Source organism: Cronobacter sp. EKM101R, from assembly GCF_963888145.1.
In the GTDB taxonomy this organism is placed as follows: domain Bacteria; phylum Pseudomonadota; class Gammaproteobacteria; order Enterobacterales; family Enterobacteriaceae; genus Cronobacter; species Cronobacter turicensis.
The window spans coordinates 237,870-261,777 of the sequence record NZ_CAWPHW010000001.1 but is presented as its reverse complement, the minus strand read 5'-3'; the positions used below and the strand labels follow the sequence as shown (position 1 = coordinate 261,777).

At 58.3% G+C, this 23,908-nt stretch carries 24 protein-coding genes; 9 read left to right on the top strand and 15 right to left on the bottom strand.

What is annotated here, in order from left to right:
* Positions 1-44: 44 nt before the first annotated feature.
* Positions 45-2,342: a beta-glucosidase BglX gene (bglX, locus tag AACV31_RS01300; RefSeq protein WP_165154738.1), complete on the bottom strand. Its 2,298-nt coding sequence runs from the start codon at positions 2,340-2,342 to the stop codon at positions 45-47.
* A 195-nt stretch (positions 2,343-2,537) separates the two neighbouring features.
* Between bglX and dld the strand changes: the two genes are divergently transcribed.
* Together dld and AACV31_RS01290 are read left to right on the top strand one after the other, a co-directional pair.
* Positions 2,538-4,289: a D-lactate dehydrogenase gene (dld, locus tag AACV31_RS01295; RefSeq protein WP_165154740.1), complete on the top strand. Its 1,752-nt coding sequence runs from the start codon at positions 2,538-2,540 to the stop codon at positions 4,287-4,289.
* 91 nt (positions 4,290-4,380) lie between these two features.
* Positions 4,381-4,935, top strand: coding sequence for a GNAT family N-acetyltransferase (locus AACV31_RS01290; protein ID WP_007762530.1), 555 nt, complete (start codon positions 4,381-4,383; stop codon positions 4,933-4,935).
* Position 4,936: 1 nt separating this feature from the next.
* On the opposite strand, the gene pbpG is transcribed toward AACV31_RS01290, so the two are convergent.
* Positions 4,937-5,869 (bottom strand): D-alanyl-D-alanine endopeptidase, encoded by a 933-nt coding sequence (pbpG, locus tag AACV31_RS01285; protein WP_075197673.1) that lies wholly within the window; start codon positions 5,867-5,869, stop codon positions 4,937-4,939.
* Positions 5,870-6,035: 166 nt separating this feature from the next.
* Positions 6,036-6,623 (bottom strand): Yip1 family protein, encoded by a 588-nt coding sequence (locus tag AACV31_RS01280; protein WP_007762538.1) that lies wholly within the window; start codon positions 6,621-6,623, stop codon positions 6,036-6,038.
* A gap of 184 nt (positions 6,624-6,807) precedes the next feature.
* Between AACV31_RS01280 and AACV31_RS01275 the strand changes: the two genes are divergently transcribed.
* Positions 6,808-7,374, top strand: a complete 567-nt coding sequence (locus AACV31_RS01275; RefSeq protein WP_165154742.1) for a DedA family protein — start codon at positions 6,808-6,810, stop codon at positions 7,372-7,374.
* Here the strand turns inward: AACV31_RS01275 and AACV31_RS01270 are convergent.
* Complete coding sequence (locus AACV31_RS01270; protein ID WP_165154744.1) at positions 7,371-8,144, bottom strand: SDR family oxidoreductase; 774 nt, start codon at positions 8,142-8,144, stop codon at positions 7,371-7,373. The genes AACV31_RS01275 and AACV31_RS01270 overlap by 4 nt on opposite strands.
* A 172-nt stretch (positions 8,145-8,316) precedes the next feature.
* Here AACV31_RS01270 and yohP point away from each other — a divergent pair, with 172 nt between their 5' ends.
* Positions 8,317-8,400 carry a small membrane protein YohP gene (gene yohP, locus AACV31_RS01265; RefSeq protein WP_000691708.1) on the top strand — a complete coding sequence of 28 codons (84 nt, stop codon included), beginning with the start codon at positions 8,317-8,319 and terminating at the stop codon, positions 8,398-8,400.
* Between the two features lie 36 nt (positions 8,401-8,436).
* Here the strand turns inward: yohP and AACV31_RS01260 are convergent, their stop codons facing one another.
* On the bottom strand, positions 8,437-9,393 hold the full coding sequence (locus AACV31_RS01260) for an MBL fold metallo-hydrolase (RefSeq protein ID WP_165154746.1): 957 nt from the start codon (positions 9,391-9,393) through the stop codon (positions 8,437-8,439).
* Positions 9,394-9,468: 75 nt separating this feature from the next.
* Here AACV31_RS01260 and AACV31_RS01255 point away from each other — a divergent pair, with 75 nt between their 5' ends.
* Complete coding sequence (locus AACV31_RS01255) at positions 9,469-10,392, top strand: LysR family transcriptional regulator (RefSeq protein WP_165154748.1); 924 nt, start codon at positions 9,469-9,471, stop codon at positions 10,390-10,392.
* 2 nt (positions 10,393-10,394) lie between these two features.
* On the opposite strand, the gene dusC is transcribed toward AACV31_RS01255, so the two are convergent.
* The 3 genes from dusC to AACV31_RS01240 form a co-directional block, all read right to left on the bottom strand.
* Positions 10,395-11,327, bottom strand: coding sequence for a tRNA dihydrouridine(16) synthase DusC (gene dusC, locus AACV31_RS01250; RefSeq protein ID WP_161588502.1), 933 nt, complete (start codon positions 11,325-11,327; stop codon positions 10,395-10,397).
* A 72-nt stretch (positions 11,328-11,399) separates the two neighbouring features.
* On the bottom strand, positions 11,400-11,699 hold the full coding sequence (locus AACV31_RS01245) for a helix-turn-helix domain-containing protein (protein WP_007776551.1): 300 nt from the start codon (positions 11,697-11,699) through the stop codon (positions 11,400-11,402).
* Positions 11,700-12,047: a type II toxin-antitoxin system RelE/ParE family toxin gene (locus AACV31_RS01240; RefSeq protein WP_007762559.1), complete on the bottom strand. Its 348-nt coding sequence runs from the start codon at positions 12,045-12,047 to the stop codon at positions 11,700-11,702.
* Between the two features lie 253 nt (positions 12,048-12,300).
* On the opposite strand from AACV31_RS01240, the gene AACV31_RS01235 reads away from it, so the two are divergent.
* The 4 genes from AACV31_RS01235 (at position 12,301) to sanA (ending at position 15,246) form a co-directional block, all read left to right on the top strand.
* Positions 12,301-12,702, top strand: a complete 402-nt coding sequence (locus tag AACV31_RS01235; RefSeq protein WP_007699662.1) for a CidA/LrgA family protein — start codon at positions 12,301-12,303, stop codon at positions 12,700-12,702.
* Complete coding sequence (locus AACV31_RS01230; protein WP_075197667.1) at positions 12,699-13,394, top strand: CidB/LrgB family autolysis modulator; 696 nt, start codon at positions 12,699-12,701, stop codon at positions 13,392-13,394. Before AACV31_RS01235 ends, AACV31_RS01230 begins: the two co-directional genes overlap by 4 nt.
* A 129-nt stretch (positions 13,395-13,523) precedes the next feature.
* Entirely contained in the window at positions 13,524-14,408 is an 885-nt protein-coding gene (gene cdd, locus AACV31_RS01225) for a cytidine deaminase (RefSeq protein WP_105539155.1), read from the top strand.
* Positions 14,409-14,532: 124 nt separating this feature from the next.
* Positions 14,533-15,246, top strand: coding sequence for an outer membrane permeability protein SanA (gene sanA / locus AACV31_RS01220; protein WP_004387784.1), 714 nt, complete (start codon positions 14,533-14,535; stop codon positions 15,244-15,246).
* Positions 15,247-15,713: 467 nt separating this feature from the next.
* Here sanA and mglC read toward each other — a convergent pair whose 3' ends face one another.
* From mglC to AACV31_RS01185, 7 genes are all read right to left on the bottom strand, one after another.
* A complete protein-coding gene (gene mglC, locus AACV31_RS01215; RefSeq protein WP_007762569.1) occupies positions 15,714-16,724 on the bottom strand; it encodes a galactose/methyl galactoside ABC transporter permease MglC in 1,011 nt (336 codons plus the stop codon).
* Between the two features lie 15 nt (positions 16,725-16,739).
* Positions 16,740-18,260 (bottom strand): galactose/methyl galactoside ABC transporter ATP-binding protein MglA, encoded by a 1,521-nt coding sequence (gene mglA, locus AACV31_RS01210; protein ID WP_007762571.1) that lies wholly within the window; start codon positions 18,258-18,260, stop codon positions 16,740-16,742.
* Positions 18,261-18,341: 81 nt separating this feature from the next.
* Positions 18,342-19,340: a galactose/glucose ABC transporter substrate-binding protein MglB gene (gene mglB, locus AACV31_RS01205; protein WP_007762574.1), complete on the bottom strand. Its 999-nt coding sequence runs from the start codon at positions 19,338-19,340 to the stop codon at positions 18,342-18,344.
* A 283-nt stretch (positions 19,341-19,623) separates the two neighbouring features.
* Positions 19,624-20,649: an HTH-type transcriptional regulator GalS gene (gene galS, locus AACV31_RS01200; RefSeq protein ID WP_075197665.1), complete on the bottom strand. Its 1,026-nt coding sequence runs from the start codon at positions 20,647-20,649 to the stop codon at positions 19,624-19,626.
* A 155-nt stretch (positions 20,650-20,804) separates the two neighbouring features.
* Complete coding sequence (gene yeiB / locus AACV31_RS01195; RefSeq protein WP_165154750.1) at positions 20,805-21,962, bottom strand: DUF418 domain-containing protein YeiB; 1,158 nt, start codon at positions 21,960-21,962, stop codon at positions 20,805-20,807.
* Positions 21,963-21,970: 8 nt separating this feature from the next.
* On the bottom strand, positions 21,971-22,642 hold the full coding sequence (folE, locus tag AACV31_RS01190; RefSeq protein ID WP_007762579.1) for a GTP cyclohydrolase I FolE: 672 nt from the start codon (positions 22,640-22,642) through the stop codon (positions 21,971-21,973).
* A gap of 125 nt (positions 22,643-22,767) precedes the next feature.
* On the bottom strand, positions 22,768-23,892 hold the full coding sequence (locus AACV31_RS01185; protein ID WP_165154752.1) for a YbfB/YjiJ family MFS transporter: 1,125 nt from the start codon (positions 23,890-23,892) through the stop codon (positions 22,768-22,770).
* Positions 23,893-23,908 lie beyond the last annotated feature (16 nt).

The following is a 23,908-nucleotide window of genomic DNA, read 5'->3' as shown; positions in this document are numbered from 1 at the left end:
TAAAAAAGGGCCGGTTTCCCGGCCCTCTGACAGTCGACAGCAGTTTACAGCAGTTCAAATTCGCCCTGCTTCACGCGGGCGGAATCCAGCCCGATGAAGACATTAAATTTGCCTGGCTCCGCGTCATATTTCATGCGCTGGTTCCAGAATTTCAGCGCGTCGATATCGATAGGGAAGCTGACGGTCTGGGTTTCGCCCGGCTTGAGGGTCACTTTCTCAAAGCCACGCAGCTGTTTCACCGGACGGCTCATGGAAGCCGTAACGTCCTGGAGATACATCTGCACCGCAGTCGCGCCTTCGCGCTTGCCGGTGTTGGTCACCGTCACGCTGGCGGTTACTTTGCCGTCGCGCTTCATGGTCGGCGCGGAGAGCTTCACGTCGGAGACGCTGAACGTGGTGTAGCTCAGGCCGTAACCGAACGGATAGAGCGGGCCGTTAGCTTCATCAAAGTAGCGCGAGGTGTATTTGTTCGGTTTTTCCGGGTTGTACGGACGGCCGGTGTTGAGATGGCTGTAGTACACCGGGATCTGCCCGACCGAGCGCGGGAAGGAGATAGGCAGCTTGCCTGACGGATTGTAATCGCCAAACAGCACATCGGCGATGGCGTTACCGCCTTCGGTCCCGGCAAACCAGGTTTCCAGAATCGCATCGGCCTGCTGGTCTTCTTTCACCAGCGCGAGCGGACGGCCGTTCATCAGCACCAGCACCAGCGGTTTGCCGGTCGCTTTCAGCGCGCTGATAAGGTCACGCTGGCTCTGCGGAATGGTGAGATCGGTGCGGCTGGAGGCCTCATGCGCCATGCCCTGCGCTTCGCCCACGACCGCCACGACCACGTCAGACTGCTTCGCGACGTTTACCGCCTCGTCGATCATCTCTTTTGGCGTGCGTTTATCCACCACCACCGCTGGCTCGTAGAGATTCAGGAAGTCGACGATGCCTTTATCGTCGGTCACGTTAGCGCCTTTGGCGAACAGAATTTTCGCCTTATCGCCCGCCACGTTTTTCATACCCTGAAGCAGCGTCACGGACTGGTCAGCCACGCCTGCGGCAGACCAGCTGCCCATCATGTCGCGTTTGCTGTCGGCCAGCGGCCCGACCACCGCGATGGTGCCGGATTTTTTCAGCGGCAGCGTTTCCAGACGGTTTTTCAGCAGCACCAGGCTTTCGCGCGCCACGTTACGCGCGTCGTCGCGGTGCAGACGGCTTTCGGCGTTGGTGTCTTTCGGGTCAGAGTCTTTCGGCCCCAGATGGCTGTACGGATCGTTAAACAGCCCCATGTCATATTTGACGTTCAGCACGTGACGGGTGGCGTCGTCGAGCTCTTCCATCGAGACTTTGCCGCTCTTGATAAGATCCGGCAGGTATTTGCTGTAGTACTCATCCGCCATACTCATATCGACGCCGGATTTAATCGCCACGCGCACCGCGTCTTCCGGATCGGACGCCGTACCGTGTTTAATCAGCTCTTTGATAGCGCCGTGGTCGGAGATGGTGATGCCTTTAAAGCCCCAGTCGCCGCGCAGCAAGTCTTTCAGCAGCCAGCCGTCGGACGCCGCCGGTGTGCCGTTCAGGGAGTTAAGCGCGATCATCACGCCGCCGCTGCCCGCGTCGAGCGCTTCTTTATAGGGCGGCATGTAGTCGTTGAACAGACGCTGGGAACTCATATCGACGGTGTTGTACTCTTTCCCGCCTTCCACCGCGCCGTAAGCGGCGAAGTGTTTCACGCTGGTCATAACGGAATAGCGGTCCGCCGGGCTTTTGCCCTGCATCGACTCAACCATCGTTTTACCCATCATGCTGGTGAGATAGGTATCTTCGCCGAACCCTTCAGAGCCGCGGCCCCAGCGCGGGTCGCGCGTCACGTCCACCATCGGCGCCCAGGTCATGTTCAGGCCGTCGTCGGCGGCTTCATACGCCGATACGCGGCCCACGGTTTTTACCGCGTCGAGGTTAAATGTTGAGGCAAGCCCGAGGCTGTTCGGGAAAATGGTGCGCTGGCCGTGCAGCACGTCGTAGGCGAAAAACAGCGGAATTTTCAGGCGGCTAAGCTGCATTACCTGATCCTGCATCGCGCGGATATCCTGGCGGGTCACGGTGTTGAAAATCGCGCCGACCTGGCCTTCTTTGATCATGTCCCGAATCGCTTCTTTCGGGTTATCCGGCCCGACGCTTATCAGACGCAGCTGGCCGATTTTCTCATCGACCGTCATTTTTTTGAGTAAATCGGTGACGAACGCATCCCGCGCTTCGGGCGTCAGCGGATGGTCGCCAAACGGTTCAGACGCCAGGGCCGGTTGCAGCGCAAGGCTCACGGCCATACCCACAGAACAAAGCCATTTCATAGGATTAACTCTCTTTTAGACGCAGCCGCAACGTTGCCGCCACAACAAATATAAGGTGTGCAGTGTGCCATAAGCCTTAGCAGGGAAGAAGCCAAACGCAAGTTTATACGCTGATTTTTCAACCTTTTCGGACTCGTTGAGAAATTCGCGGCTATGCTTAGAGACGTGCGTTTTCTCTGCCACAAGGAGTGGAACATGACCCTGACACCAACCTCCGGTAACCATGAGGTTATCGCGGAGCTGACCCGCATGACCGGCGCCAGCCATCTTCTCACCGACCCGGCCAAAACCGCCCGTTACCGCAAAGGCTTTCGCTCAGGTCAGGGCGAGGCGCTGGCCGTCGTTTTTCCCGGTACGCTGCTGGAATTATGGCGCGTTCTGGAAGTTTGCGTCGCCAGCGACAAAATAATTCTGATGCAGGCGGCCAACACCGGCCTGACGGAAGGCTCGACGCCGAACGGCAACGACTACGATCGCGACATTATTATTATCAGTACGCTGCGCCTCGATAAGCTGCACCTGCTGGATAACGGCGAGCAGATCCTCGCTTATCCCGGCACCACACTCTGGCAGCTGGAGCGCGCGCTGAAGCCGCTCGGACGCGAGCCGCACTCGGTGATTGGCTCCTCGTGCATCGGCGCCTCGGTGATGGGCGGCATCTGTAATAACTCCGGCGGCGCGCTGGTGCATCGCGGCCCCGCCTATACCGAAATGGCGCTGTTCGCGCAGATAGACGACACCGGGCGGCTGCGTCTGGTGAATCATCTGGGCATCGATCTCGGCCAGACGCCGGAGCAGATCCTGGGCCGCCTTGACGATGACCGCATTGATCCGACCGCCGTGCGCCACGACGAACGCCAGGCTTCCGATCGTCACTATATTGAGCGCGTGCGCGATATCGAAGCCGATAGCCCGGCGCGTTACAACGCCAACCCGGAGCGGCTCTTTGAAGCCTCCGGCTGCGCCGGTAAGCTTGCCGTGTTCGCGGTGCGTCTCGATACGTTCGAAGCCGAAAAACGCCAGGAAGTGTTTTATATCGGCACCAACCAGCCTGACGTATTGACCCATATTCGCCGTCATATTCTCGCGAATTTCCAGAGCCTGCCGGTCGCGGGCGAATATATGCATCGCGATATCTACGACATCGCCGAACGCTACGGGAAAGACACGTTCCTGATGATCAACAAACTCGGCACCGACAAAATGCCGTTCTTCTTCACCACCAAAGGCCGCACCGACGCCTGGCTTGAGAAAGTGCCGTTCATCAAACCGCACTTTACCGACCGCGTGATGCAAAAACTGGGCGGGTTATTCCCCGGTCATTTGCCGCCGCGCATGAAAAGCTGGCGCGATAAATATGAGCATCATCTGCTGCTGAAAATGGCGGGCGACGGCATTGAAGAAGCGCGCAGCTGGCTGACGAGCTTCTTTAAAGAGGCCGAAGGCGATTTCTTCGCCTGTACGGCGGAAGAAGGCAGCAAAGCGTTTCTGCACCGCTTTGCGGCGGCGGGCGCGGCGGTGCGTTATCACGCGGTGCACGCCGACGAGGTGGAAGATATTCTGGCGCTGGATATCGCGCTGCGACGCAACGATACCGAATGGTTCGAGCATCTACCGCCGGAAATTGACAGCAAACTCGTGCACAAGCTCTATTACGGCCACTTCTTCTGCCATGTTTTCCATCAGGATTACATCGTCAAAAAAGGCGTGGATGTACATGCGCTGAAAGAAGAGATGCTGGCGCTGCTGCGCGCGCGCGGCGCGCAATATCCGGCAGAGCATAACGTCGGCCATCTCTACGAAGCGCCGGAAAGCTTAAAACAGTTTTATAAGGCCAATGACCCGACCAACAGCATGAACCCCGGCATCGGCAAAACCTCGAAGCAGAAATACTGGGGTGAGCCGGACGGGATCGCACAAACGCCAGAGGAGCATACCGCCCGCTGATTCTGGCAGGCTGTATTCTTTTTAAGCACAGGCATACTATATCGTCCATACCGCCGGAGCCCTCCGGCGGTATGTCTTTGAGGATACAGGTATGGCTGTTGTGGAAAATCTCACGGCGTCAAAAGCCGCGATTCGTGACGTTACGTCGGGGGATATCGAGGCTATCTGCGCCATTTACGGCTGGCATGTCGAACACGGCCGCGCCTCCTTTGAAGAAACGCCCCCTACCCTTGATGAGATGACCGCGCGCGTCAACGCCGTCACGCAGCAGGATTTGCCCTGGCTTGTGGCGGAGATCGACGACATCGTGGTCGGCTACAGTTACGCCTCGCCCTGGCGCCCACGCCCTGCGTATCGCTATACCCTCGAAGAATCGATTTATATCGACGCCAGCATGGTCGGACGCGGCATCGGCAGCCGTCTGTTGCAGGCGCTGATCGAGCGCTGCGAGCAAGGCCCGTGGCGTCAACTGATGGCGGTGATTGGCGATGGTGAAAATAATCGCGGCTCGACGCGTCTGCACCGGCTGCTGGGGTTTGAAGTGGTGGGGAGTTTGCGCAGCGTCGGGTTTAAATTCGGCGGCTGGCGCGACACGCTGATTATGCAGCGTCCGCTCAACCAGGGAGACTGGACGCTGCCGGAATAGCTTATTCGACGCTGTTATTGGCCATTTGCGCCGCTTTCTGGCGCTTATAGCTCAGCGCCGCTTCAGGCACCGGTTGCGCCTTGCCGGTTTCAAGCCAGGTACGCAGACGGCTGGCGTCAGCAAAGTGAGTGTATTTGCCAAAGGCGTCCATCACCACCAGCGTGACCGGGCGGTTTTTAATCAGCGTGCGCATCATCAGGCAATGCCCCGCCGCGTTGGTAAACCCGGTTTTGGTCAGCTGGATATTCCAGTTATCGCGGTAGACCAGATGGTTGGTGTTACGAAACGGCAGCGTATAAGCCGGGTTCGCGAACGTCGCCATCTCTTCGCGCGTGGTGCTGAGCTGGCCAATCAGCGGATACTGTTTGGTCGCGATTAACAGCTTTGTGAGATCGCGCGCGGTAGAGACGTTGTGGATGGAGAGCCCTGTCGGCTCCACAAAGCGCGTGTTGCGCATGCCGAGCGCTTTCGCTTTGGCGTTCATGGCGCGAATAAACGCGTCGTAGCCGCCCGGATAGTGATGCGCGAGGCTTGCCGCCGCGCGGTTTTCCGACGACATCAGCGCCAGCAGCAGCATATTTTTACGGCTGATCTGGCTGTTTAAGCGCACCCGCGAATAGATCCCTTTCATTTCCGGCGTATGGCTGATATCGACCGTCAGCATCTCATCCAGCGGCAGACTGGCGTCGAGCACGACCATCGCGGTCATCACTTTGGTAATCGACGCGATCGGGCGCACCAGATCCGGGTGGCTTGAGAACAGCACTTCATTGGTGCGCAGATCGACTATCATGGCGCTGCCGGAAGCAATTTGCGGCTCGGCGGCGGCAACAGGCGACGCGGCGGCTTTCGCGGCGGCCAGCGCCGGAGTGGAAAGCGGCGCGGCCAGCAGCAGCGCGAGACTTAACAGGGAAAGACGAATTTTTATCGACATGGCGAAGGTTCGGAAAATAATTCACGCGCGTAATTAAACGCACCGCCACCAATGGAAAAGCTATTGATGGCTGGCGCGGGCATCATACTCCGGCCTTCGCGTTTCCCGCTACAGAAGATTCAGCGCAGGGCGCGGCGCCGCCGGTTTTTTAGACCGGCGGCACGCGTCAGAACAGACGATAACCGTAGCCCCACAGCAGGACCGTCAGGGCCAGCAATACTTCCAGCAGCAGCACGCCGATAGCGAGCGTCGAGCCGGAAAAACGCAGCCCCTCTTCCTGGTTAATATTGAGAAACGCCGGAATGCCGATATACAGCAGATAGCCGGTATAAAGCAGCGCCAGCGTGCCCGCCAGCGCGCAAAGCCATACCAGCGGATAGAGCGCCACGATGCCGCTTAAAAAGAGCGGCGTCGCCACATAGCCCGCAAAGACCATACAGCCCGCGAGCGACGGACGGCGCGGATAGTCGCGCGCCATCCACCAGATGACCCGCCCCATGACCGCCACACCGGCCAGCATCAGCGCATAGAACAGCACGGCCAGATAAAAACCGGTAAAGAGTGACAGCTTCACCACATTGCCGTCGCCGAAATCCCAGCCAATCTGGGTGGTGCCGATAAACGCGCACAGCACGGGAATGGCCGCCATGATGAGTACGTGGTGGGTATAGTGATGCGACACGGTTTCGTTTTCGCGACGAATCATCTGCATTTCACGGAAAGGATGGGACAGAAGCCCCCAGACATGGTTCATAACGCCCCCTGACACAGACCGCCCGGAACGGGTGCTTTAAGTATAATTCAGCCTGCGTGATTAAAAAGTAAACAGAACAAAAACACGTGGGCCGTTGTACGCGCAGGGTATGGCGGGCGCGTTATACTTTCGGTTTCGCGCGTGGCGCGAAGAGAGGTATGACAAACGGGAGTAAGTGGAATTCATGGATATCAATAACCTGATTGAGCAGTACGGTTATGTGACGCTCTTACTGGGCAGCCTTGCCGAAGGCGAAACGGTCACGCTGCTGGGCGGCGTGGCGGCGCATGAAGGGCTGCTGCGCTTTCCGCTGGTGGTGCTGGTGGTGGCGCTCGGCGGCATGATTGGCGACCAGGCGCTTTACCTGTTAGGACGTCGGTTCGGCACCCGGGCGCTGGCGCGCTTTTCCGGCAAGCAAAAGCAAATCGCCCGCGCGCAGACGCTTATCCAGCGCCATCCGGCGTGGTTTGTGATTGGCACGCGCTTTATGTATGGCTTTCGCATTGTCGGCCCGCTGCTCATCGGCGCAAGCCGGGTTCCGCCGAAGCTCTTTGTGCCGCTGAATATTCTCGGGGCGCTGGTCTGGGCGATGCTGTTCACTACGCTGGGTTATCTGGGCGGACAGGTCATCGAGCCGTGGCTGCATCGCCTCGATCATCATCTCAAACAGCTGGTATGGGTGGCGCTGGCGGTGGGCATTGTGCTGCTGCTGCGCTGGCTGTGGCGTAAGCGCAGCAGCAGAGAGGATTAAGCCTTCGGTTTAAACTGCGGGTTGGCGAGCGTAAACCCGCCGTCGATGATAAACGACTGGCCGGTGGTGTAGGTGGCGCCTTCCGAGCAGAGCCACGCGACAATGCTGGCAATCTCATCGGTTTCGCCAGGGCGCGCTATCGGGATATTCGGCATCGAGCCGGGTTTCGCGTCGCCCTCTTCCATATCGTTCATCGGCGTGGCGATAGCGCCAGGCGCGACGGCATTTACCAGGATGTTATGCTCTACGAGCTCCAGCGCCATTGATTTGGTCAGGCCGCCGAGCGCATGTTTGGCGGCGGTGTAGGCGCTCGCCTCCGGCAATGGCGTATGTTCATGCACCGAGGTGATATTCACAATGCGCCCGCCCTGCCCCTGCTTCACCATCGCTTTGGCGGCGATTTGCGAGCACAGGAACGCGCCGTCCACGTCCACCGACTGGATGCTGCGCCATTCATCGAACGTCATCTCCAGAAACGGCTTTTTGATCATCGCGCCCGCGTTATTCACCAGCGCGTCGATACGACCGAAGCGATCGATAAGCGTCTGGATGGCGTTCGCGCCTTCCGGCAGATGGCTGAGGTTGAGCTGGATAAGCTCGGCGCGCCGTCCGAGGCTTTCGACTTCCTGCGCGGTCTCTTTCGCGCCTTTATCATCGCTGTGCCAGGTAATACCGATATCAAACCCCTGCTTTGCGAGAAAAACCGCACACTTCTTGCCGATGCCTGAATCTGACGCGGTGACGATCGCCACTTTGTTTGCAGAACTCATGGTGCCTCCGGGAGTTGCGTTAAAGCGTTAAGTATAGCGAGGCCTGAACATTCGGCGCCGGGGAGGGAAAAACGCTACCCGCACTTTTTTCTGCCGCCTTTGCAGGAGCTTCTATACTGATAATTACCTTCATGGATCAACGAGATCCCGCAAAGACAATAAGGAGTAAGTGATGAAAATCATTCTGTGGGCGGTACTGATTATTTTTCTGATTGGGCTGTTGGTGGTCACGGGCGTGTTTAAAATGATCTTCTGATGTACCGGGCGCCGCCTGTCCGCGGCGCCCTTTACGTTACTTCGCGCCGTGGCTGCTGTAGTTGACCGGCACCCAGCGATACCCGTCTCTCTGCGCTTTAATCTTCCCAATTCCCGGAAACGCGATATGCGCCGATGCCACCCAGGCGTTGCTCTGCGCCGCCATCTTCAGCATTTTCTCCCGCATGGCCACCGCCTCGTCCTGATTGACGTCAAAATGAATCGCCACCTGCGGCTGCGGCATTTGCACCGCTTTCACATGAATGATGTCGCCCCACAGCAACAGCGTTTCGCCGCCGCGGCTCACTTTATAGATAACGCTGCCAGGCGTGTGGCCGGGCGCGGCCAGCGCTTCAATGCCGGGCATAATTTGCGTGGGCGCGCGGAACGCCTTCATCTTTCCGGCGCTGATGACCGGGCGCAGCGACCGTTCAGACTCCGCAAACGTGTGGCGCTGGCTGGCTTCTACTTCCTTCTCGCGCGCCGGGTTCAGCCAGAGATCGAGATCGCGCTGATCTACACGCACGGTGGCGTTCGGGAAGACCGGTTTACCGTCGCGCTGTAGGCCGCCAGAGTGATCGGCGTGAACGTGCGTCAGCAATACCGTGTCGATTTGCGACGGTTCGATACCGGCGGCGCGCAGGTTTTCCGGCAGATGACCGCCGTTATTCCCAAGCAGCGCGCCCGCGCCGGTGTCCACCAGAATGAGTTTATCGCCGGTATTGATGACATAGGCGTTGATAGAGGTTTCGACCTGCGGCGTCAGCGCGTCATCGGCGAGGCGCGCGTTGAGAGCGTCGGGCGCGATGCGGGTCAGCAGTTTGTCGGCGGGAATGGTTACAGTGCCGTCAGACACCGCCGTTATCTGCCAGTCGCCCAGCATCATGCGGTAATAGCCCGGCGCCTGGGCGTTGTTGACGGCCATCGGGGCCGCGCCGAGCGGCGCGGCCAGCGCGACGGTGAAAAGCGCCAGTAAGGTCGCAGCAGTTTTCATGGTATTTCTCCAGGTGATTTATCTTGCTGAAGTATCCACGCCGCACTAGTATCACTCCAATTGATTGGAGCCATAATGACTATCAAAGAAAACGATTTTCGCAAAATCGACCTCAACCTGCTCATCGCTTTCGCCGTGCTGTTTCGCGAGCAGAGCGTGTCACTCGCGGCCGATAAACTGCATCTCGGGCAGCCGGCTGTCAGCGGCGCGCTCGCACGCCTGCGCGATATGTTCGATGACCCGCTCTTTATCCGCAGCGGCCACCGGATGCAGCCGACCGCGCGCGCCATCGCCCTGCATGGGGAGCTGATGCCGCTCCTGGAGCAGCTCCAGTCGGCGCTGTTTCAGCAGGCTGAATTCCACCCGCAGCAGGCGAGCGCCACCATTACGCTTGGCATGACCGACTGGGTGGAGATGTGGCTGATGCCGCAGCTGATCCCGGCACTGCGTGAGGCTGCGCCTGGCCTGCGGCTTAACGTGGTGGCGAGCTCGCCGTTTAGCGATCCGCGCCGTCTGGAAGAAGGCGAACTGGATATGGCGATAAGCGTGGCGCAGGCCGGGCCGCGCTGGCAGGAGCGCGAGGTGCTGGTCAGTATGCCTTTCGTGACGCTCTGGCACCCCTCGCAGCTCCGCCTCGCCGCGCCGCTGACGCTCAGCGATTATGTGCGCGAACCGCACCTGATGGTGACGTACCGCGAGGCGACCAGCAGCCTTATCGACACGCTGCTGGCGCGTCAGGGAGAGAGCCGCCGCATTTGTTACACCACGCCGCACTTCGCGGGCCTGCCTGGCCTTCTGATGCAAATGCCCGCGCTCGCGACCGTGCCCGCCGGACTGTGCGATATGTGGCAGACGGCCTGGGGCCTGACGTCGAGCCCGGTGCCGCTCGACGTGCCGCCGTTTGAGGTGGCGCTGCTCTGGCATCAGCGCCATAACAGCGATCCGGCGTTGATGTGGTTGCGCGGGTTTATTCAGCGGCTGGTGGCGAACGGCGAATAACGTCAGTAACGGTTGATGGCGTCGGCAATAGCCGCTGAGGTGGTTAACGCGCGTATTTCGCTGAAAAGCGCTGTCGCCTCGGCATACTCTTTGCGCAGATAGCCCAGCCACTGTTTGATGCGCGCCACATGGTACATGCCCGTATCGCCCTGTTTCTCAAGCCGGGTGTACTGTTGCAGCAGTTGCACCACCTCCGGCCATGGCATACGCGGCTCGTTATATTTAATCACGCGGCTTAAATTCGGCACGTTGAGCGCGCCGCGGCCTATCATCACCGCGTCGCAGCCCGTCTCTGCCATGCAGGCCTGCGCGCTGGCGTAATCCCAGATTTCGCCATTGGCGATAACCGGGATCGTCAACCGCTCGCGGATTTCGCCAATCGCCGCCCAGTTGATCCGCTCCGCTTTATAGCCATCTTCTTTGGTGCGCCCGTGCACCACCAGCTCCGTCGCGCCCGCCTGCTGGACGGCATCGGCGATTTCAAAACGGCGCGCGCCGCTGTCCCAGCCGAGACGGATTTTCACCGTTACCGGCAGGTGCGCAGGCACGGCTTCGCGCATCGCTTTCGCGCCGCGATAGATAAGATCCGGGTCTTTCAGAAGCGTGGCGCCGCCACCGCTGCCGTTCACAAGCTTAGACGGGCAGCCGCAGTTGAGGTCAACGCCCCAGGAGCCCAACGCCACCGCGCGGGCGGCGTTTTCCGCAAGCCACTGCGGATGCTGGCCGAGCAGTTGCACACGCACCCGCGTGCCGGACGGCGTGCGGCTCTCGTGATGCAGCTCCGGGCAGAGTTTATAAAACGATTTCACCGGCAGCAGGCTGTCCACCACGCGCAAAAACTCGGTGATGCAGAGATCGTAATCGTTCACGCCGGTGAGCAGTTCGCGCACCAGAGAATCAAGCACGCCTTCCATCGGCGCCAGTAGAACACGCATAACGCTACCCGTTAAAAAAAGAGGCGCTATGGTAGCGCCTCGCCGCCCCGAAAGGAATGCGCGAGCGCGGGCTCAGAGCGTAAAACCGAAACGCTGGCCGTCCGGCAGCTCGACATCCAGACGCACCGTCCCGCCGAGCGCTTCGACATAGCGTTTTAGCGTGGAGATTTTCATCTCGTTGCCGCGCTGTTCGATAGCCGCGACCGACGGCTGCGCGATGCCCATCTGGCGCGCCATCTCGGTTTGCGACACGCTGAGCGCCTCGCGCAGCGCATACAGGTGGGTTTCCAGCAGCAGCTGCGCCGTTTTCTCTTCAATGCGCGCGCGGGCCTCCGGGGTCTGCGCCGCCAGCACTTCATCAAACGTCTTCATCTATACCTCCCGGTGTTTCAGATAGTCACTAAACAGTTTGTCAGCAACGCGCAGCATGACCTGATAAAACCGCTTTTCATTGCCTTTTTTATCCGCCGCGCATAGCACAATGGCGTAACGGTGCGGATCAAAAGCGTAAAAGGCGCGCAGGGGCCGTCCGGCGTGCTGGATCCGTAATTCCTTCATGCCCGCGTGACGCGAGCCTTTAAGCGTGTCGGCATAGGGACGCCCCAGGTGCGGCCCTTTGATTTTCAGAAGCCCCAGCGCCGCCAGAACATCCTCCTGCAACGGTTGCGGCTGCGTCGCGAGCCAGCACTCAAACTCATGAGTGAGGTAAATAGTCCACATGGCGCTCCTCCCTGTACGTTAGCGACTACCGTGAACGGCAAGGAGCGTTTTATAGATTGTAATCTATAGCTTCAAGCGAATCATTAGCGGTTTGCGTAACGCCGCCCAAAAAATTTATGCGGCCCCGAAAGGCTTACCGCGAACCTGAGCGGCGACTCGAAAGTTTAGGTATGCTGGGCTGGCTCCTGTGATCGGTAGCACAGTTTTCATTTTAATTGTATGATGAATGCGTTCGGTTTAAAGGTGACCTCCTATGAGCACAATGCTGACTTCTCTCTGGCAACTGGTACGCGCGTTTATTTTGATTTACGCCTGCCTCTATGCAGGTATCGCGATTGCCGCGCTGCTGCCGATTACCATCCCCGGCAGCATCATCGGCATGCTGATTCTTTTTGTGCTGCTCGCCTTTCAGATCCTGCCTGCAAAGTGGGTTCAGCCCGCCTGCAATCTGCTGATCCGCTATATGGCGCTGCTGTTTGTGCCGGTGGGTATTGGCGTGATGCAATATTTCGACGTGCTGCAGGCGCAGTTCGGCCCGGTGGTGGTCTCCTGCTTTATCAGTACGCTGGTGGTGTTTATGGTGGTGAGCTGGAGCGCGCATCTGGCGCACGGCGAGCGCAAAGTGGTAGGCCAGGAAAGGAGTCGTGAGAAATGATCCAGAATATCTGGTGGTCGCTGCCGCTGACGCTGCTGGTGTTTTTCGCCGCCCGTAAGCTCGCCGCGCGTCTCAAAAGCCCGTTGCTCAATCCGCTGCTGGTCTGCATGGTGGTGTTGATCCCTTTTCTGATGCTGACCCATATTCCTTATGAGCGCTATTTTCAGGGCAGCCGCATTCTGAATGATTTACTGCAACCCGCCGTGGTGGCACTGGCGTTCCCGCTGTATGAACAGCTGCACCAGATCCGCGCGCGCTGGAAATCGATTATCACGATTTGTTTCGCCGGGAGCGTGGTGGCAATGGTCACCGGCACTTCTGTTGCGCTGTTAATGGGCGCCAGCCCGGAGATCGCGGCATCGGTGCTGCCGAAATCCGTAACCACCCCGATTGCGATGGCCGTGGGCGGAAGCCTCGGCGGCATTCCCGCCATCAGCGCCGTTTGCGTGATTTTCGTGGGTATTCTCGGCGCGGTGTTCGGCCATGCCGTGCTGAATGTGATGCGGATAAAAACCAAATCCGCACGCGGGCTCGCGATGGGCACCGCCTCGCACGCCCTGGGTACGGCGCGCTGCGCGGAGCTGGATTACCAGGAAGGCGCGTTCAGTTCGCTGGCGCTGGTGATCTGCGGCATTATCACCTCGCTCCTGGCGCCCTTTTTGTTCCCGCTTATTCTGGCGATATGGCGCTAAAACATGCGATACGTCGCGCATTTTCATTTTAAATTTCATTTGTTGCATAGCCAGTGAGAGTTAAATCACATATAAAGCCTCGGGAGCGCCGTAAACTACGGTTCCGGTTATTTCTTTTGAGGCTTTGCCATGCACCCACGTTTTGAAACTGCCTTCGCACAGCTGCCGGCGGCGCTGCAAGCCGCGCTGGCGCCGCTGATTGCCGATATTCATTTCCCGGCGATGCTGAACGCTGAACAGGTCGCTGACATTCGCCGCCAGAGCGGTCTGGATGATGACGCGCTGGCCTTCGCGCTGCTGCCTTTAGCCGCAGCCTGCGCGCAGACGGAGATTTCTCATTTTAATGTGGGCGCTGTGGCCCGCGGCCTGAGCGGCAGTCTCTATTTTGGCGCCAACATGGAGTTCCGCGGCGCGGCGATGCAGCAGACCGTCCACGCCGAGCAGAGCGCCATTACCCATGCCTGGATGCGCGGCGAAACCGGCCTTGCGGCTATTACCGTTAACTACACGCCGTGTGGCCACTGCCGCCAGTTTATGAATGAGCTGAACAGCGGGCTTACCCTTCGCATTAATCTGCCGGGGCGCGCGCCTTCACAGCTTGGCGATTACCTGCCGGACGCCTTCGGCCCGCGCGATCTTGATATCAAGACGCTGATTTTTGATACCGAAAACCATGGCTATGCGCCTGAGGGCGACGCGCTGGCTCAGGCGGCGATCGCCGCGGCTAACCGCAGCCATGCGCCTTACAGCCAGTCGCCTTCCGGGCTCGCGATTGAAACCCGGGACGGCGCGGTCTTTACCGGCAGCTATGCCGAAAACGCGGCGTTTAACCCTTCGCTGCCGCCGTTACAGGCTGCGCTGAACCTGCTGAGCCTGAACGGCTACGCGTGGACGGATATCAAACGCGTCGCGCTTGCCGAACTGAACGATGCGACCATCGTTCAGCGCGATGCCACCGCCGCGACCCTGAACGCGCTGGGCTTTACCAGCCTTGAGCAGGTTACGCTCGCCTGAAACATCACAGCGGGCGCCCTGCCCGCTGTGACGAAAAATGCTTCAACCGGACGTTCGATTCTTGCTCTTGCCCGACGGGTAAAGTAGCCTTGAATCTCTTTCCTTTTTGCTTCGAGCTGCCTGAATGTTAAAGCGTTTGTTATACAGCCTGCTGGCCCTGATTGGCGTACTGCTGTTAACAGCGCTGCTGCTCGACCGCTGGATCAGCTGGAAAACCGCGCCTTACGTCTATGACGAGCTACAGGATTTGCCGTGGCGGCAGGTGGGCGTGGTGCTCGGCACCGCCAAATATTATCGCACCGGCGTCATTAATCAGTATTACCGCTACCGCATTCAGGGCGCGCTGAATGCCTATAACAGCGGCAAGGTGAATTACCTGTTGCTGAGCGGCGATAATGCCCAGCAGAGCTATAACGAGCCGATGACGATGCGCAAGGATTTGATAGCGGCAGGCGTCGATCCAGCGGATATCGTGCTGGATTACGCGGGTTTCCGCACGCTCGATTCTATCGTTCGCACCCGTCGGGTGTTTGATACCAACGATTTCATCATTATTACCCAGCGTTTCCATTGCGAGCGCGCGCTGTTTATCGCGCTGCATATGGGCATCCAGGCGCAGTGTTATGCCGTGCCGTCGCCGAAAAATATGCTGTCGGTGCGCGTACGCGAATTTGGCGCGCGGTTAGGCGCGCTGGCGGATCTCTATATCTTTAAGCGCGAGCCGCGTTTTCTCGGCCCGCTGGTGCCGATCCCGGCCCTTAGCGAAGTGCCTGACGACGCGCAGGGTTACCCTGCCGTGACGCCCGAGCAGATGCTGGAATTGCAGAAGAAGAAGTAAACGCGGCGGCATGGTGGGCGCCACATGGCGGGTGCGCTACGCTTACCCGCCCTACAAATACTGGGATATACCAGGTCAGTGAACGCGTTCCGTTCGCCATAATGTCATCCTGATATAAGCGCTTCCCTCACGCGAACGTGCAAAGGGGGCTCGCCGCCGCCCCCTTTGCAATCCCGGCTCCCGGCATAAAATCGCCCCTGCGGGGAAGCCTCGCCTTATTCCCTCCGGCTACGGGTCGGGCATGACAATACCTCCCTGTATTGTCATGCCCTCGCACCGGGTCCATCCGGTGCGCCCCATCCTGCGGCGAAACGGCGAGGCCGATTTTTTTAAGCCGGAGCAAAACCATCCCCATCAGCGGCATATGGTCTGTAGGGCGGGTAAGCGAAGCGCACCCGCCGTTCCCCCTTTCCCCCGCCCCATAAAAAAAGCCCCCGCAGGCGGAGGCTTTTTCGGTGTAACGACGCTTATTTTTTACGCGCGTATTTCAGGGAATCCAGCGCTACCGCGAAAATAATAATCCCGCCCTTGATGATGTACTGCCAGTACGGGTTAATACCGATATACGTCAGGCCGTAGTTAATGACGGTAAAGATAATCACACCGGTCACCACGCCAAGCACCGTACCCACGCCGCCGCTGAAGGAAACGCCGCCCACCACGCATGCCGCGATGGCGTCGAGCTCATACATAAAGCCCAGGTTGTTGGTGGCAGAGCCGATACGGCCCGCTTCCAGCATCCCGCCGAAGGCGTAGAACACGCCGGAGAGCGCATAAATCATCAGCAGGTTCAGCGCCACGTTCACGCCGGAGACTTTCGCCGCTTCCGGGTTGCCGCCGATAGCGAAAATGTTTTTACCGAAGCGGGTTTTGTTCCACAGGATCCAGACGAACGCGACGGCGATCAACGCGTAGAACGTAATGTAGGAGAGCCTGAAACTACCGAGCGCCACAAAGCCCTGCGTAAAGGTCGAGAAGCCGGAATCGAAACCTGAAATCGGCGACGCGCCCACGAAGTCGTAATACAGCGAGTTAATACCGTAAACGATGATCATCGTGCCAAGGGTGGTAATAAACGGCGTCACGTTGAGGTACGCGATAATAACGCCGTTCACAAGTCCTATCACAGCGCCGATGGCGCAGACAATCAGGATCACCAACGGAATCGGCATGGTCGCCATTTCCGGGAACACCTTGTTGGCATTTTCCATTGACTGCAGCAGCGTCGCTGCCACCACCGCCGCCAGACCCACCTGGCGCCCAGCGGAAAGGTCGGTCCCCTGGGTGACAATCAGCCCCGCCACGCCGAGCGCGATAATAATACGCACCGATGACTGGGTCAGAATATTACTTAAGTTCAGCAGGCTTAAAAACGTTGGATCCTGGAAAATAATAATGGCCAGCAACACTAAAAGGACGACGTAAATACCGCCCTCTTTCAGATAAGTGAGAAAACTCTTCTTATTTAACGCACTCATGAGGAGCCCCTGATATTAAAGGTGCAAAGACGCAAGACGCAGAATTTCATTTTGCGTCGTCGTTTTGGTGTCAACAATTCCGGAGACGAGGCCATTGCTCATTACCAGAATACGGTCAGTTATCCCTAACAGCTCAGGCATTTCTGAGGAGATAATAATGATCCCCTTGCCCTTTTTCGCCAGTTCAGCAATAAGCTGGTAGATTTCGAATTTCGCGCCTACGTCGATACCGCGCGTCGGCTCATCGAGCATTAATATTTCCGGCTGGGTAAGCAGCCAGCGCCCAATAATGACTTTTTGCTGGTTACCGCCGGAAAGCGAACCAATTTGCGTGCGATGACCCGGCGTTTTAACACGCATTGAGTCAATCACCCACTGGGTATCGCTTTTCATGCGGGAATTATCCAGCAAGCCGATTTTGCTCTTATAGTTGCGAATATTGGAAATCAGGGAGTTGAAGCCGATATCCAGATAAGCGTAGATCCCCGTTGAGCGGCGCTCCTCGGTCACCAGCGCAAAGCCGTTATTAATGGCTTCATTCGCGCTGTGGTTATTGATCTTTTTGCCGTGCAGACTAATGGTTCCGCCGGATTTCTCGCGAATACCAAATAAGGTTTCCACAATATCGGTGCGTTTCGCGCCTACCAGGCCCGCAATCCCGAGAATCTCGCCTTTATGCAGATCAAAGGAGACATCGCGAATCGACGGCTGGCGCAGCGAGGTCAGGTTGCGCACTTCAAGAATCACTTCACCCGGTTGGTTTTCACGATCCGGGAAGCGCTGGTTGAGCGAGCGCCCCACCATCATGGCGATGATTTTATCCATGTCCAGGCCGTCGAGGGGCTGGGTGGCGATCCACTGGCCGTCGCGCAGGATAGTGATTTCATCGCACAGCTGGAAGATCTCTTCCATTTTGTGGGAAATATAAACGATACCGCAGCCGCGATCTTTCAGCTTACGGATAATCTTAAAGAGGTGATTGACCTCTTTCTCGGTCAGAGAAGACGTCGGTTCATCCATGATGACGATTTTGGCGTCATAGGAGAACGCTTTGGCGATTTCAATCATCTGCATCTGCGATACGGAAAGCGTACCCACGCGAGCTTTAGGATCGATATCAATATCGAGCTCGTCGAAAATCGCTTTGGTATCAAGATACATTTTTTCCTGGTCTACAAACATGCCTTTGGTCGGGTAACGGCCAAGCCACATGTTGTCCATGACGGAACGTTGTAATACCAGGTTTAATTCCTGATGCACCATTGATATTCCATTCTCAAGCGCCTCTTTGGCAGAATGGAAATCGATTTCTTTCCCCTGGAAAAGAATACTGCCGGAATCTTTTTGATAGATCCCGAAAAGACATTTTAATAACGTTGATTTGCCCGCGCCATTCTCACCCATCAGAGCATGAATAGAATGGGGACGAACTTTTAAATTAACGTTATCGAGTGCCTTAACGCCCGGGAAACTCTTGTTGATATTCGTCATTTCCAACAAGTATTCGCCTGACGACTGCGTATTATTGCTGACCATATTTATACCTGGCTGCGAGAGTGTTGTCTGAGCATGGCACGCTAAAGGGGGCGCAAAATGCGCCCCGTAAAAACTTGGCAATTATTTTTTGCTGGTGATTTCCGCCAGGTTGTCTTTATCAACGCCGACGTAAGGAATACGCACCACTTTGTTTTCAATTTTCCAGTCAGTGCCATCTGCCGCGCCTTTGCCTGCCGCCAGGTTTTTGGCAAGGTCAAAGGTCGCTTTCGCCTGGTTGTTGGCATCGTTCAGCACGGTACCGGCCAGCGCGCCAGATTTCACCAGCGCCAGCGCTTCAGGCAACGCATCCACGCCGAAGACCGGAACGGAAGATTTGTTGTGCGCTTTAAGCGCTTCTACCGCACCCATCGCCATGGCGTCGTTGTTGGCGATAACCACTTCGATTTTGTTAGCGTTCGGACCAGAGAGCCAGGCGTCCATTTTATCTTTCGCCTGAGCGGTGTCCCACATCGCGGTATCCAGCTGCAACTGCTGGGTTTTGATGCCCTTGTCGTTCAGCTCTTTGATAACGTAAGTGGTGCGCGCTTCAGCATCCGGGTGACCCGGCTCGCCTTTCAGCAGCACGTACTGGATCTGACCGTCTTTGTTCAGGTCCCAGCCCGCGTTGGCTTTCCAGTGCTTGGCAATCAGATCGCCCTGGATAATGCCGGATTCTTTAGAGTCGGTGCCCACGTAATAAGCTTTGTCATAGCTGTCCAGCGCTTTGCGGGACGGCTCTTTGTTGAAGAACACGATAGGGATGTTCTGACCGCGCGCTTTTTCAATCACGGTGCCTGCGGCAGCCGGGTCAACCAGGTTGATCGCCAGAGATTTGACGCCTTTCGCCAGCAGCACGTCAATCTGGTCGTTCTGCTTGGACTGGTCGTTCTGGGAGTCATTCATCAGCAGCTGAACGTCAGGCGCCGCAGACGCGTCTTTTTCAATGGCTTTACGTACGACGGACATGAAGTTGTCGTCATATTTATAAATGGTTACGCCAATACGGTCAGCTGCCTGAGCCGCGGTGCCAAAGAGCATGCAGGACATAACGGCAGAGAGGGTCAACACCTTCTTATTCATGGTATCTCCGGTTTTTATGCAGGGTAGCAATCGTGAAAAACGGGCGGCAGGACGGTAAGGATAAAAGCCTTACTGAATGCCGAAGTTCACTAATAAATAACGCTTCCATGCTCGGTAAGACTTCCAGTAACGCTTTTTTATCGTTCAGGGGCGGCAGATAACGTCAGTGTTAAATCGCCGTTACATAAAGTTTCAGGCCCATGAGACGCCGTCATCATAGTCAGCGCAATGTTAATATACTGTGAATTTACTCACAGATTGAAAGCGGTTACATCACCCTCGTTTATAAACTAGTGATCGGGGCCACATTTTGCCGCGCCGCCACAGAATGACGACGCACCAGCGTCGGCATAAAACAGTGGGTTGACGCCGGATCCAGCTCCCCTGCGGCGCCCTGTAACGCCAGTTCGGTAGCGAGACGCGCCATTGATACCACCGGATAACGCACGGTCGTCAGTTGCGGGTCGGTATAACGGGCAATCGGAATATCATCGAAACCAATGACTGACAGATGCTGCGGCACCAGAATGCCGTTATCTTTCAGCGCCGTCAGCGCGCCCGCCGCCATGCTGTCGTTATACGCAAACACGGCGGTAAGATGCAGGTTACGGCCCAGCAACTCCACCATCGCCGCCTCCCCGCCCTGCATGTCCGGACTGCCGGTACCCACCCAGCTTTCGGGCGGCTGAATGCCCTCATCGGACAGCGCCCGCTGCCACCCTTCGCGACGTTTGTCGTTATCATCAATGTGGTGACTGGAGGCGAGATAGCCGATGCGCTGATGTCCGCTGCTTTGCAGCATCCGCGTCGCCATCATCGCGCCGGTGACGTTATCAAGACCGACGCAGCGATGCGCGTAACCCGGCACGATGCGGTTAATCAGCACCATGCCCGGCACCTGTTCGAGGAAGGTTGAAAGCTCGTCGTCGCTGAGCGATTTGGCATGCACGATAAGCGCGCTGCAGCGCTGGCGGATCAGCACTTCAATGGCGTGACGCTCTTTTTCTGCCTCGTGATAGCTGTTGCCGATAAGCACATATTTGCCGTGCTGCTGCGCCACCACGTCAACGGCTTTCACCAGCGCGCCGAAGAACGGATCGGAAACGTCCATCACGACGACGCCTATCGTGTCGCTGACCTGGGTCGCCAGCGCCTGGGCGTTCGCGTTCGGGCGGTAACCCAGTTGCGTGACCGCCTGCATGACAGTTTCGCGCGTTTCCGGGCTGACCAACGCGCTGTTATTGAGAACGCGGGAGACCGTCGCGACAGACACCCCTGCCAGACGGGCAACGTCACGAATGGTGATCATGGCGACCACCCTGAAGAGCTGAAATGCGTCTCACAGAAACCCCCTGTGTTAAGTCAGGTGGCTATTCTGGCAGTGCGCCCTCACGCGCTGCGTGAAGCGCATCACAGCGCTGGAAACGGTTACATACGATTTGTTAACGATTGTGATCCAGATCGTTATCTGGATGATGCAGTTTGCGGTGCGCCTGCGGCAAGGCGCGTCAGACGGCGCCATACCCACTCCAGCGGCCCCTGGCGGAAATAACGCAGCCAGAGCACTGAGAAGGCGAGGTTAACGGCCCAGACCGCCGGAACAAACGCCAGCAGCGACAGCCGGTCGAACCTCATAAACAGGCCGAAGTGATTAAACAGCGTGGTGCAGATAAGGCTTTGCAGCAGATAGTTGGTGAGCGCCATGCGCCCGACGCAGGCCACGGCGGCCATCAGTTTAAGGCGTCCCAGCCGCGGCCAGTAGCCGAAAACCAGCGCGGTATAGCCGAGCGCCTGCAGCGGCGCGCCAAGCTCGCGCGGCGCCTGAAGAAGAAACGCGCACCAGCGGTAGTCCCAGCCAAGCCGCCACTGAACAATAATCGCCGGCAGATTGATGACTATCCCCAGCGCCACCAGCCCGAACCCGGTGCGCCGGTAGTGACGCAGGCTGAATTCGCCGCGCAGCCAGCCGCTGCGCATCAGCGCCGCGCCGATAAGCATCATGCCCGCCAGCTGCCAGCCATACTGCGCGCCGAGCGCCAGCAGCATGGAGGAGAGCAGATCGAGGCGGCTGCGCACAGCCTCCATGCCCCCTTCCAGACGCCAGAATTTCTCATAGAACAGATCGGCCGCCTGCGGCGTCCAGGAACGGCTCATGTGATCGTCAGACATCATGCCGAGCAGCAACAGCACCGCAATGCCGATGAGATAAAGCACCAGGCCGGTTTTAAACAACGATTTGACGCTCTGGGCGTCGCGCACCATGCGCCAGCAGACCAGCCCCACCAGCCCGTAAGCCAGCAGAATGTCGCCATCCCAGATGAAAATCGCGTGCAGGAAACCGAGCAGCGCCAGCAGCGTCAGGCGCGCCTGGATCCAGCGTTTGCCACGCGGCAACAGCATTTGCAGACCGGCGCCGAACAGCAACGCAAACAGCGTGAGGAATTTGACCTGGGCGAAGAGATCGAGCAGCGCCCATGTCCAGGCGTCGCGGGAGGTGATATCGCCGTACCAGGCGGGGTTGAGATAAGCCGCCTTCGGGAGCCCAAAGGCGGTAATGTTGAGCAGAAGAATGCCGAGGATCGCCAGACCGCGTACCGCGTCGAGAGTGATATTCCTCGTCATCCTGCGTCTTAGCCGTTGTGGTGACGCACGGCGCGCAGAAACTCCTGGCGCGTGTTCTGGCTGGACTTAAACAGCCCGCCGAGCGAGGTGGTCGTGGTCGCGCTGGTGGCGTCGCGAATACCGCGCGCTTTCACGCAGTAGTGCACCGCGTCTATCGATACCGCCACGTTATTGGTGCCAAGCAGCGTTTGCAGCGCCACCAGCACCTGCTGCGTCAGTCGCTCCTGCACCTGCGGACGCTGGGCGAAGAACTGCACGATGCGGTTGATTTTTGAAAGCCCGATCACCGCGTCTTTCGGGATATACGCGACGGTCGCTTTACCATCGATGATCACAAAATGGTGTTCGCAGGTGCTCGTCAGGGTGATATCGCGCACCGTGACCATTTCATCCACCTTCATTTTGTTCTCAATGACGGTTATCTTCGGGAAATTGGCGTAATCAAGGCCGGAGAAAATCTCATCCACATACATTTTCGCGATGCGATGCGGGGTTTCCATCAGGCTGTCATCGCTCAGATCCAGGTTAAGCAGCTGCATGATTTCGGTCATGTGACCCGCGATGAGGCGCTTGCGGGTTTCGTTATCCAGTTCGTTGACCGGCGGACGCAGTGGCGTCTCCAGACCGCGCGCGACCAGCGCTTCATGAACCAGGGCCGCTTCTTTACTGAGTGATGGCATCGTTATTTTCTCCTGCAGGTGTAACCAGACTCTGCCCGGCCGGGGCTGAGCGTGGGCTCATTGTGCGTGAGCAAACGCACATAATCCAGTGGCCGGGGCGAAATTGTTGAAATCGTCGCGGCCTTTCAGGCACGCCGGAAGACCAGCGCGCCGCCGATAAAGAGCGCCACGCCCGCCAGCCATAATGCGGGCTCCAGCTGGCCGGTAAAGTGGCTGGAGAGCGCCGATGTTACCGGCCCGACGAGCTGGCCTATCGCATAACCGGTGGTGAGCAACCCGGCGAGATAGCGGGTATGCTGCGGCGCCAGCTCGCGTCCACACTGCAACGAGAGCTGCACCGCGCACAAAAAACCGCCGCCGACCAGAAGCGATCCGACCACCAGCCCGGACAGCCCCGGCAGCAGCGCTGCCGCCAGCACGCCGAGCCCCTGAAGCCAGAGCACGACGGCGAGCCGCTGCGACGCCGTACCGCGCGTGCGCCAGAGAATGCCGAGCGCGATCCCGGCGACCGACGCCGCGCCGAATACCGGCCATACAAACTGCGCGAACAGGCTGCCGGGAAAGCGCGCCGCCGCCATCTGCGATAAAAACGTGGCCGGCAGAATATAGCCGTAGCCCGCCAGACTGTAGCTCCAGACCAGTCTTTTCAGCGCGGGCGTGAGCTCCAGCGGCGCGGGTGGCGTATCCGCACGGTGCAGCTCGCCTTTGCGGGGTAAATAACGGGCGATAAGCGCAATCAGCGCGAACGCCAGCGTGCCGTAGATAACCCAGCCCTGCGCCGCGCTGAGCGCCGCGCCGTGGATCCAGACTGCCAGCAGGCCGCTGATGGTGATGCCGACGCCGGGACCGGCGAAGACCGCCGCGCTTAAGCCCGGTCTGCCGTGGTGGGCAAGCTGTTCGTTGGTCCAGCCCGCCGCCATCACCAGCGCCCAGCCGCTCATGCAGCCAATCACGAAGCGCACCACGCCATGCGACCACGGGCCGTCCGCCAGCGCGGAAATCAGCGTCAACAGCACCGCGCCCCACACGCCCATATGCAGCCGGTATTCGACATGGCGGTGAGCGTGCATGGCGTCCCAGGCGCCGAGCAAATAGCCAAGATAGTTGGCGGCGGCCACAAGACCCGCGCTGGTGAGCGTCAGTTCGCCCTCGCCCACCATGAGCGGCACCTGCGGCGTAAACGCGAACCGCCCGATCCCCATCGCCACCACCAGCGCCAGAAAGCCGGTTAATGCAATACGCAGCGCCACGCCGCCCCCATTTGTT

What these genes read in the sequence shown, in the direction of transcription:
- bglX (WP_165154738.1), bottom strand. Translation starts at nt 2,342, where the DNA reads ATGAAATGGCTTTGTTCTGTGGGTATGGCCGTGAGCCTTGCGCTGCAA.
- dld (WP_165154740.1), top strand. Translation starts at nt 2,538, where the DNA reads ATGACCCTGACACCAACCTCCGGTAACCATGAGGTTATCGCGGAGCTG.
- AACV31_RS01290 (WP_007762530.1), top strand. Translation starts at nt 4,381, where the DNA reads ATGGCTGTTGTGGAAAATCTCACGGCGTCAAAAGCCGCGATTCGTGAC.
- pbpG (WP_075197673.1), bottom strand. Translation starts at nt 5,869, where the DNA reads ATGTCGATAAAAATTCGTCTTTCCCTGTTAAGTCTCGCGCTGCTGCTG.
- AACV31_RS01280 (WP_007762538.1), bottom strand. Translation starts at nt 6,623, where the DNA reads ATGAACCATGTCTGGGGGCTTCTGTCCCATCCTTTCCGTGAAATGCAG.
- AACV31_RS01275 (WP_165154742.1), top strand. Translation starts at nt 6,808, where the DNA reads ATGGATATCAATAACCTGATTGAGCAGTACGGTTATGTGACGCTCTTA.
- AACV31_RS01270 (WP_165154744.1), bottom strand. Translation starts at nt 8,144, where the DNA reads ATGAGTTCTGCAAACAAAGTGGCGATCGTCACCGCGTCAGATTCAGGC.
- yohP (WP_000691708.1), top strand. Translation starts at nt 8,317, where the DNA reads ATGAAAATCATTCTGTGGGCGGTACTGATTATTTTTCTGATTGGGCTG.
- AACV31_RS01260 (WP_165154746.1), bottom strand. Translation starts at nt 9,393, where the DNA reads ATGAAAACTGCTGCGACCTTACTGGCGCTTTTCACCGTCGCGCTGGCC.
- AACV31_RS01255 (WP_165154748.1), top strand. Translation starts at nt 9,469, where the DNA reads ATGACTATCAAAGAAAACGATTTTCGCAAAATCGACCTCAACCTGCTC.
- dusC (WP_161588502.1), bottom strand. Translation starts at nt 11,327, where the DNA reads ATGCGTGTTCTACTGGCGCCGATGGAAGGCGTGCTTGATTCTCTGGTG.
- AACV31_RS01245 (WP_007776551.1), bottom strand. Translation starts at nt 11,699, where the DNA reads ATGAAGACGTTTGATGAAGTGCTGGCGGCGCAGACCCCGGAGGCCCGC.
- AACV31_RS01240 (WP_007762559.1), bottom strand. Translation starts at nt 12,047, where the DNA reads ATGTGGACTATTTACCTCACTCATGAGTTTGAGTGCTGGCTCGCGACG.
- AACV31_RS01235 (WP_007699662.1), top strand. Translation starts at nt 12,301, where the DNA reads ATGAGCACAATGCTGACTTCTCTCTGGCAACTGGTACGCGCGTTTATT.
- AACV31_RS01230 (WP_075197667.1), top strand. Translation starts at nt 12,699, where the DNA reads ATGATCCAGAATATCTGGTGGTCGCTGCCGCTGACGCTGCTGGTGTTT.
- cdd (WP_105539155.1), top strand. Translation starts at nt 13,524, where the DNA reads ATGCACCCACGTTTTGAAACTGCCTTCGCACAGCTGCCGGCGGCGCTG.
- sanA (WP_004387784.1), top strand. Translation starts at nt 14,533, where the DNA reads ATGTTAAAGCGTTTGTTATACAGCCTGCTGGCCCTGATTGGCGTACTG.
- mglC (WP_007762569.1), bottom strand. Translation starts at nt 16,724, where the DNA reads ATGAGTGCGTTAAATAAGAAGAGTTTTCTCACTTATCTGAAAGAGGGC.
- mglA (WP_007762571.1), bottom strand. Translation starts at nt 18,260, where the DNA reads ATGGTCAGCAATAATACGCAGTCGTCAGGCGAATACTTGTTGGAAATG.
- mglB (WP_007762574.1), bottom strand. Translation starts at nt 19,340, where the DNA reads ATGAATAAGAAGGTGTTGACCCTCTCTGCCGTTATGTCCTGCATGCTC.
- galS (WP_075197665.1), bottom strand. Translation starts at nt 20,649, where the DNA reads ATGATCACCATTCGTGACGTTGCCCGTCTGGCAGGGGTGTCTGTCGCG.
- yeiB (WP_165154750.1), bottom strand. Translation starts at nt 21,962, where the DNA reads ATGACGAGGAATATCACTCTCGACGCGGTACGCGGTCTGGCGATCCTC.
- folE (WP_007762579.1), bottom strand. Translation starts at nt 22,642, where the DNA reads ATGCCATCACTCAGTAAAGAAGCGGCCCTGGTTCATGAAGCGCTGGTC.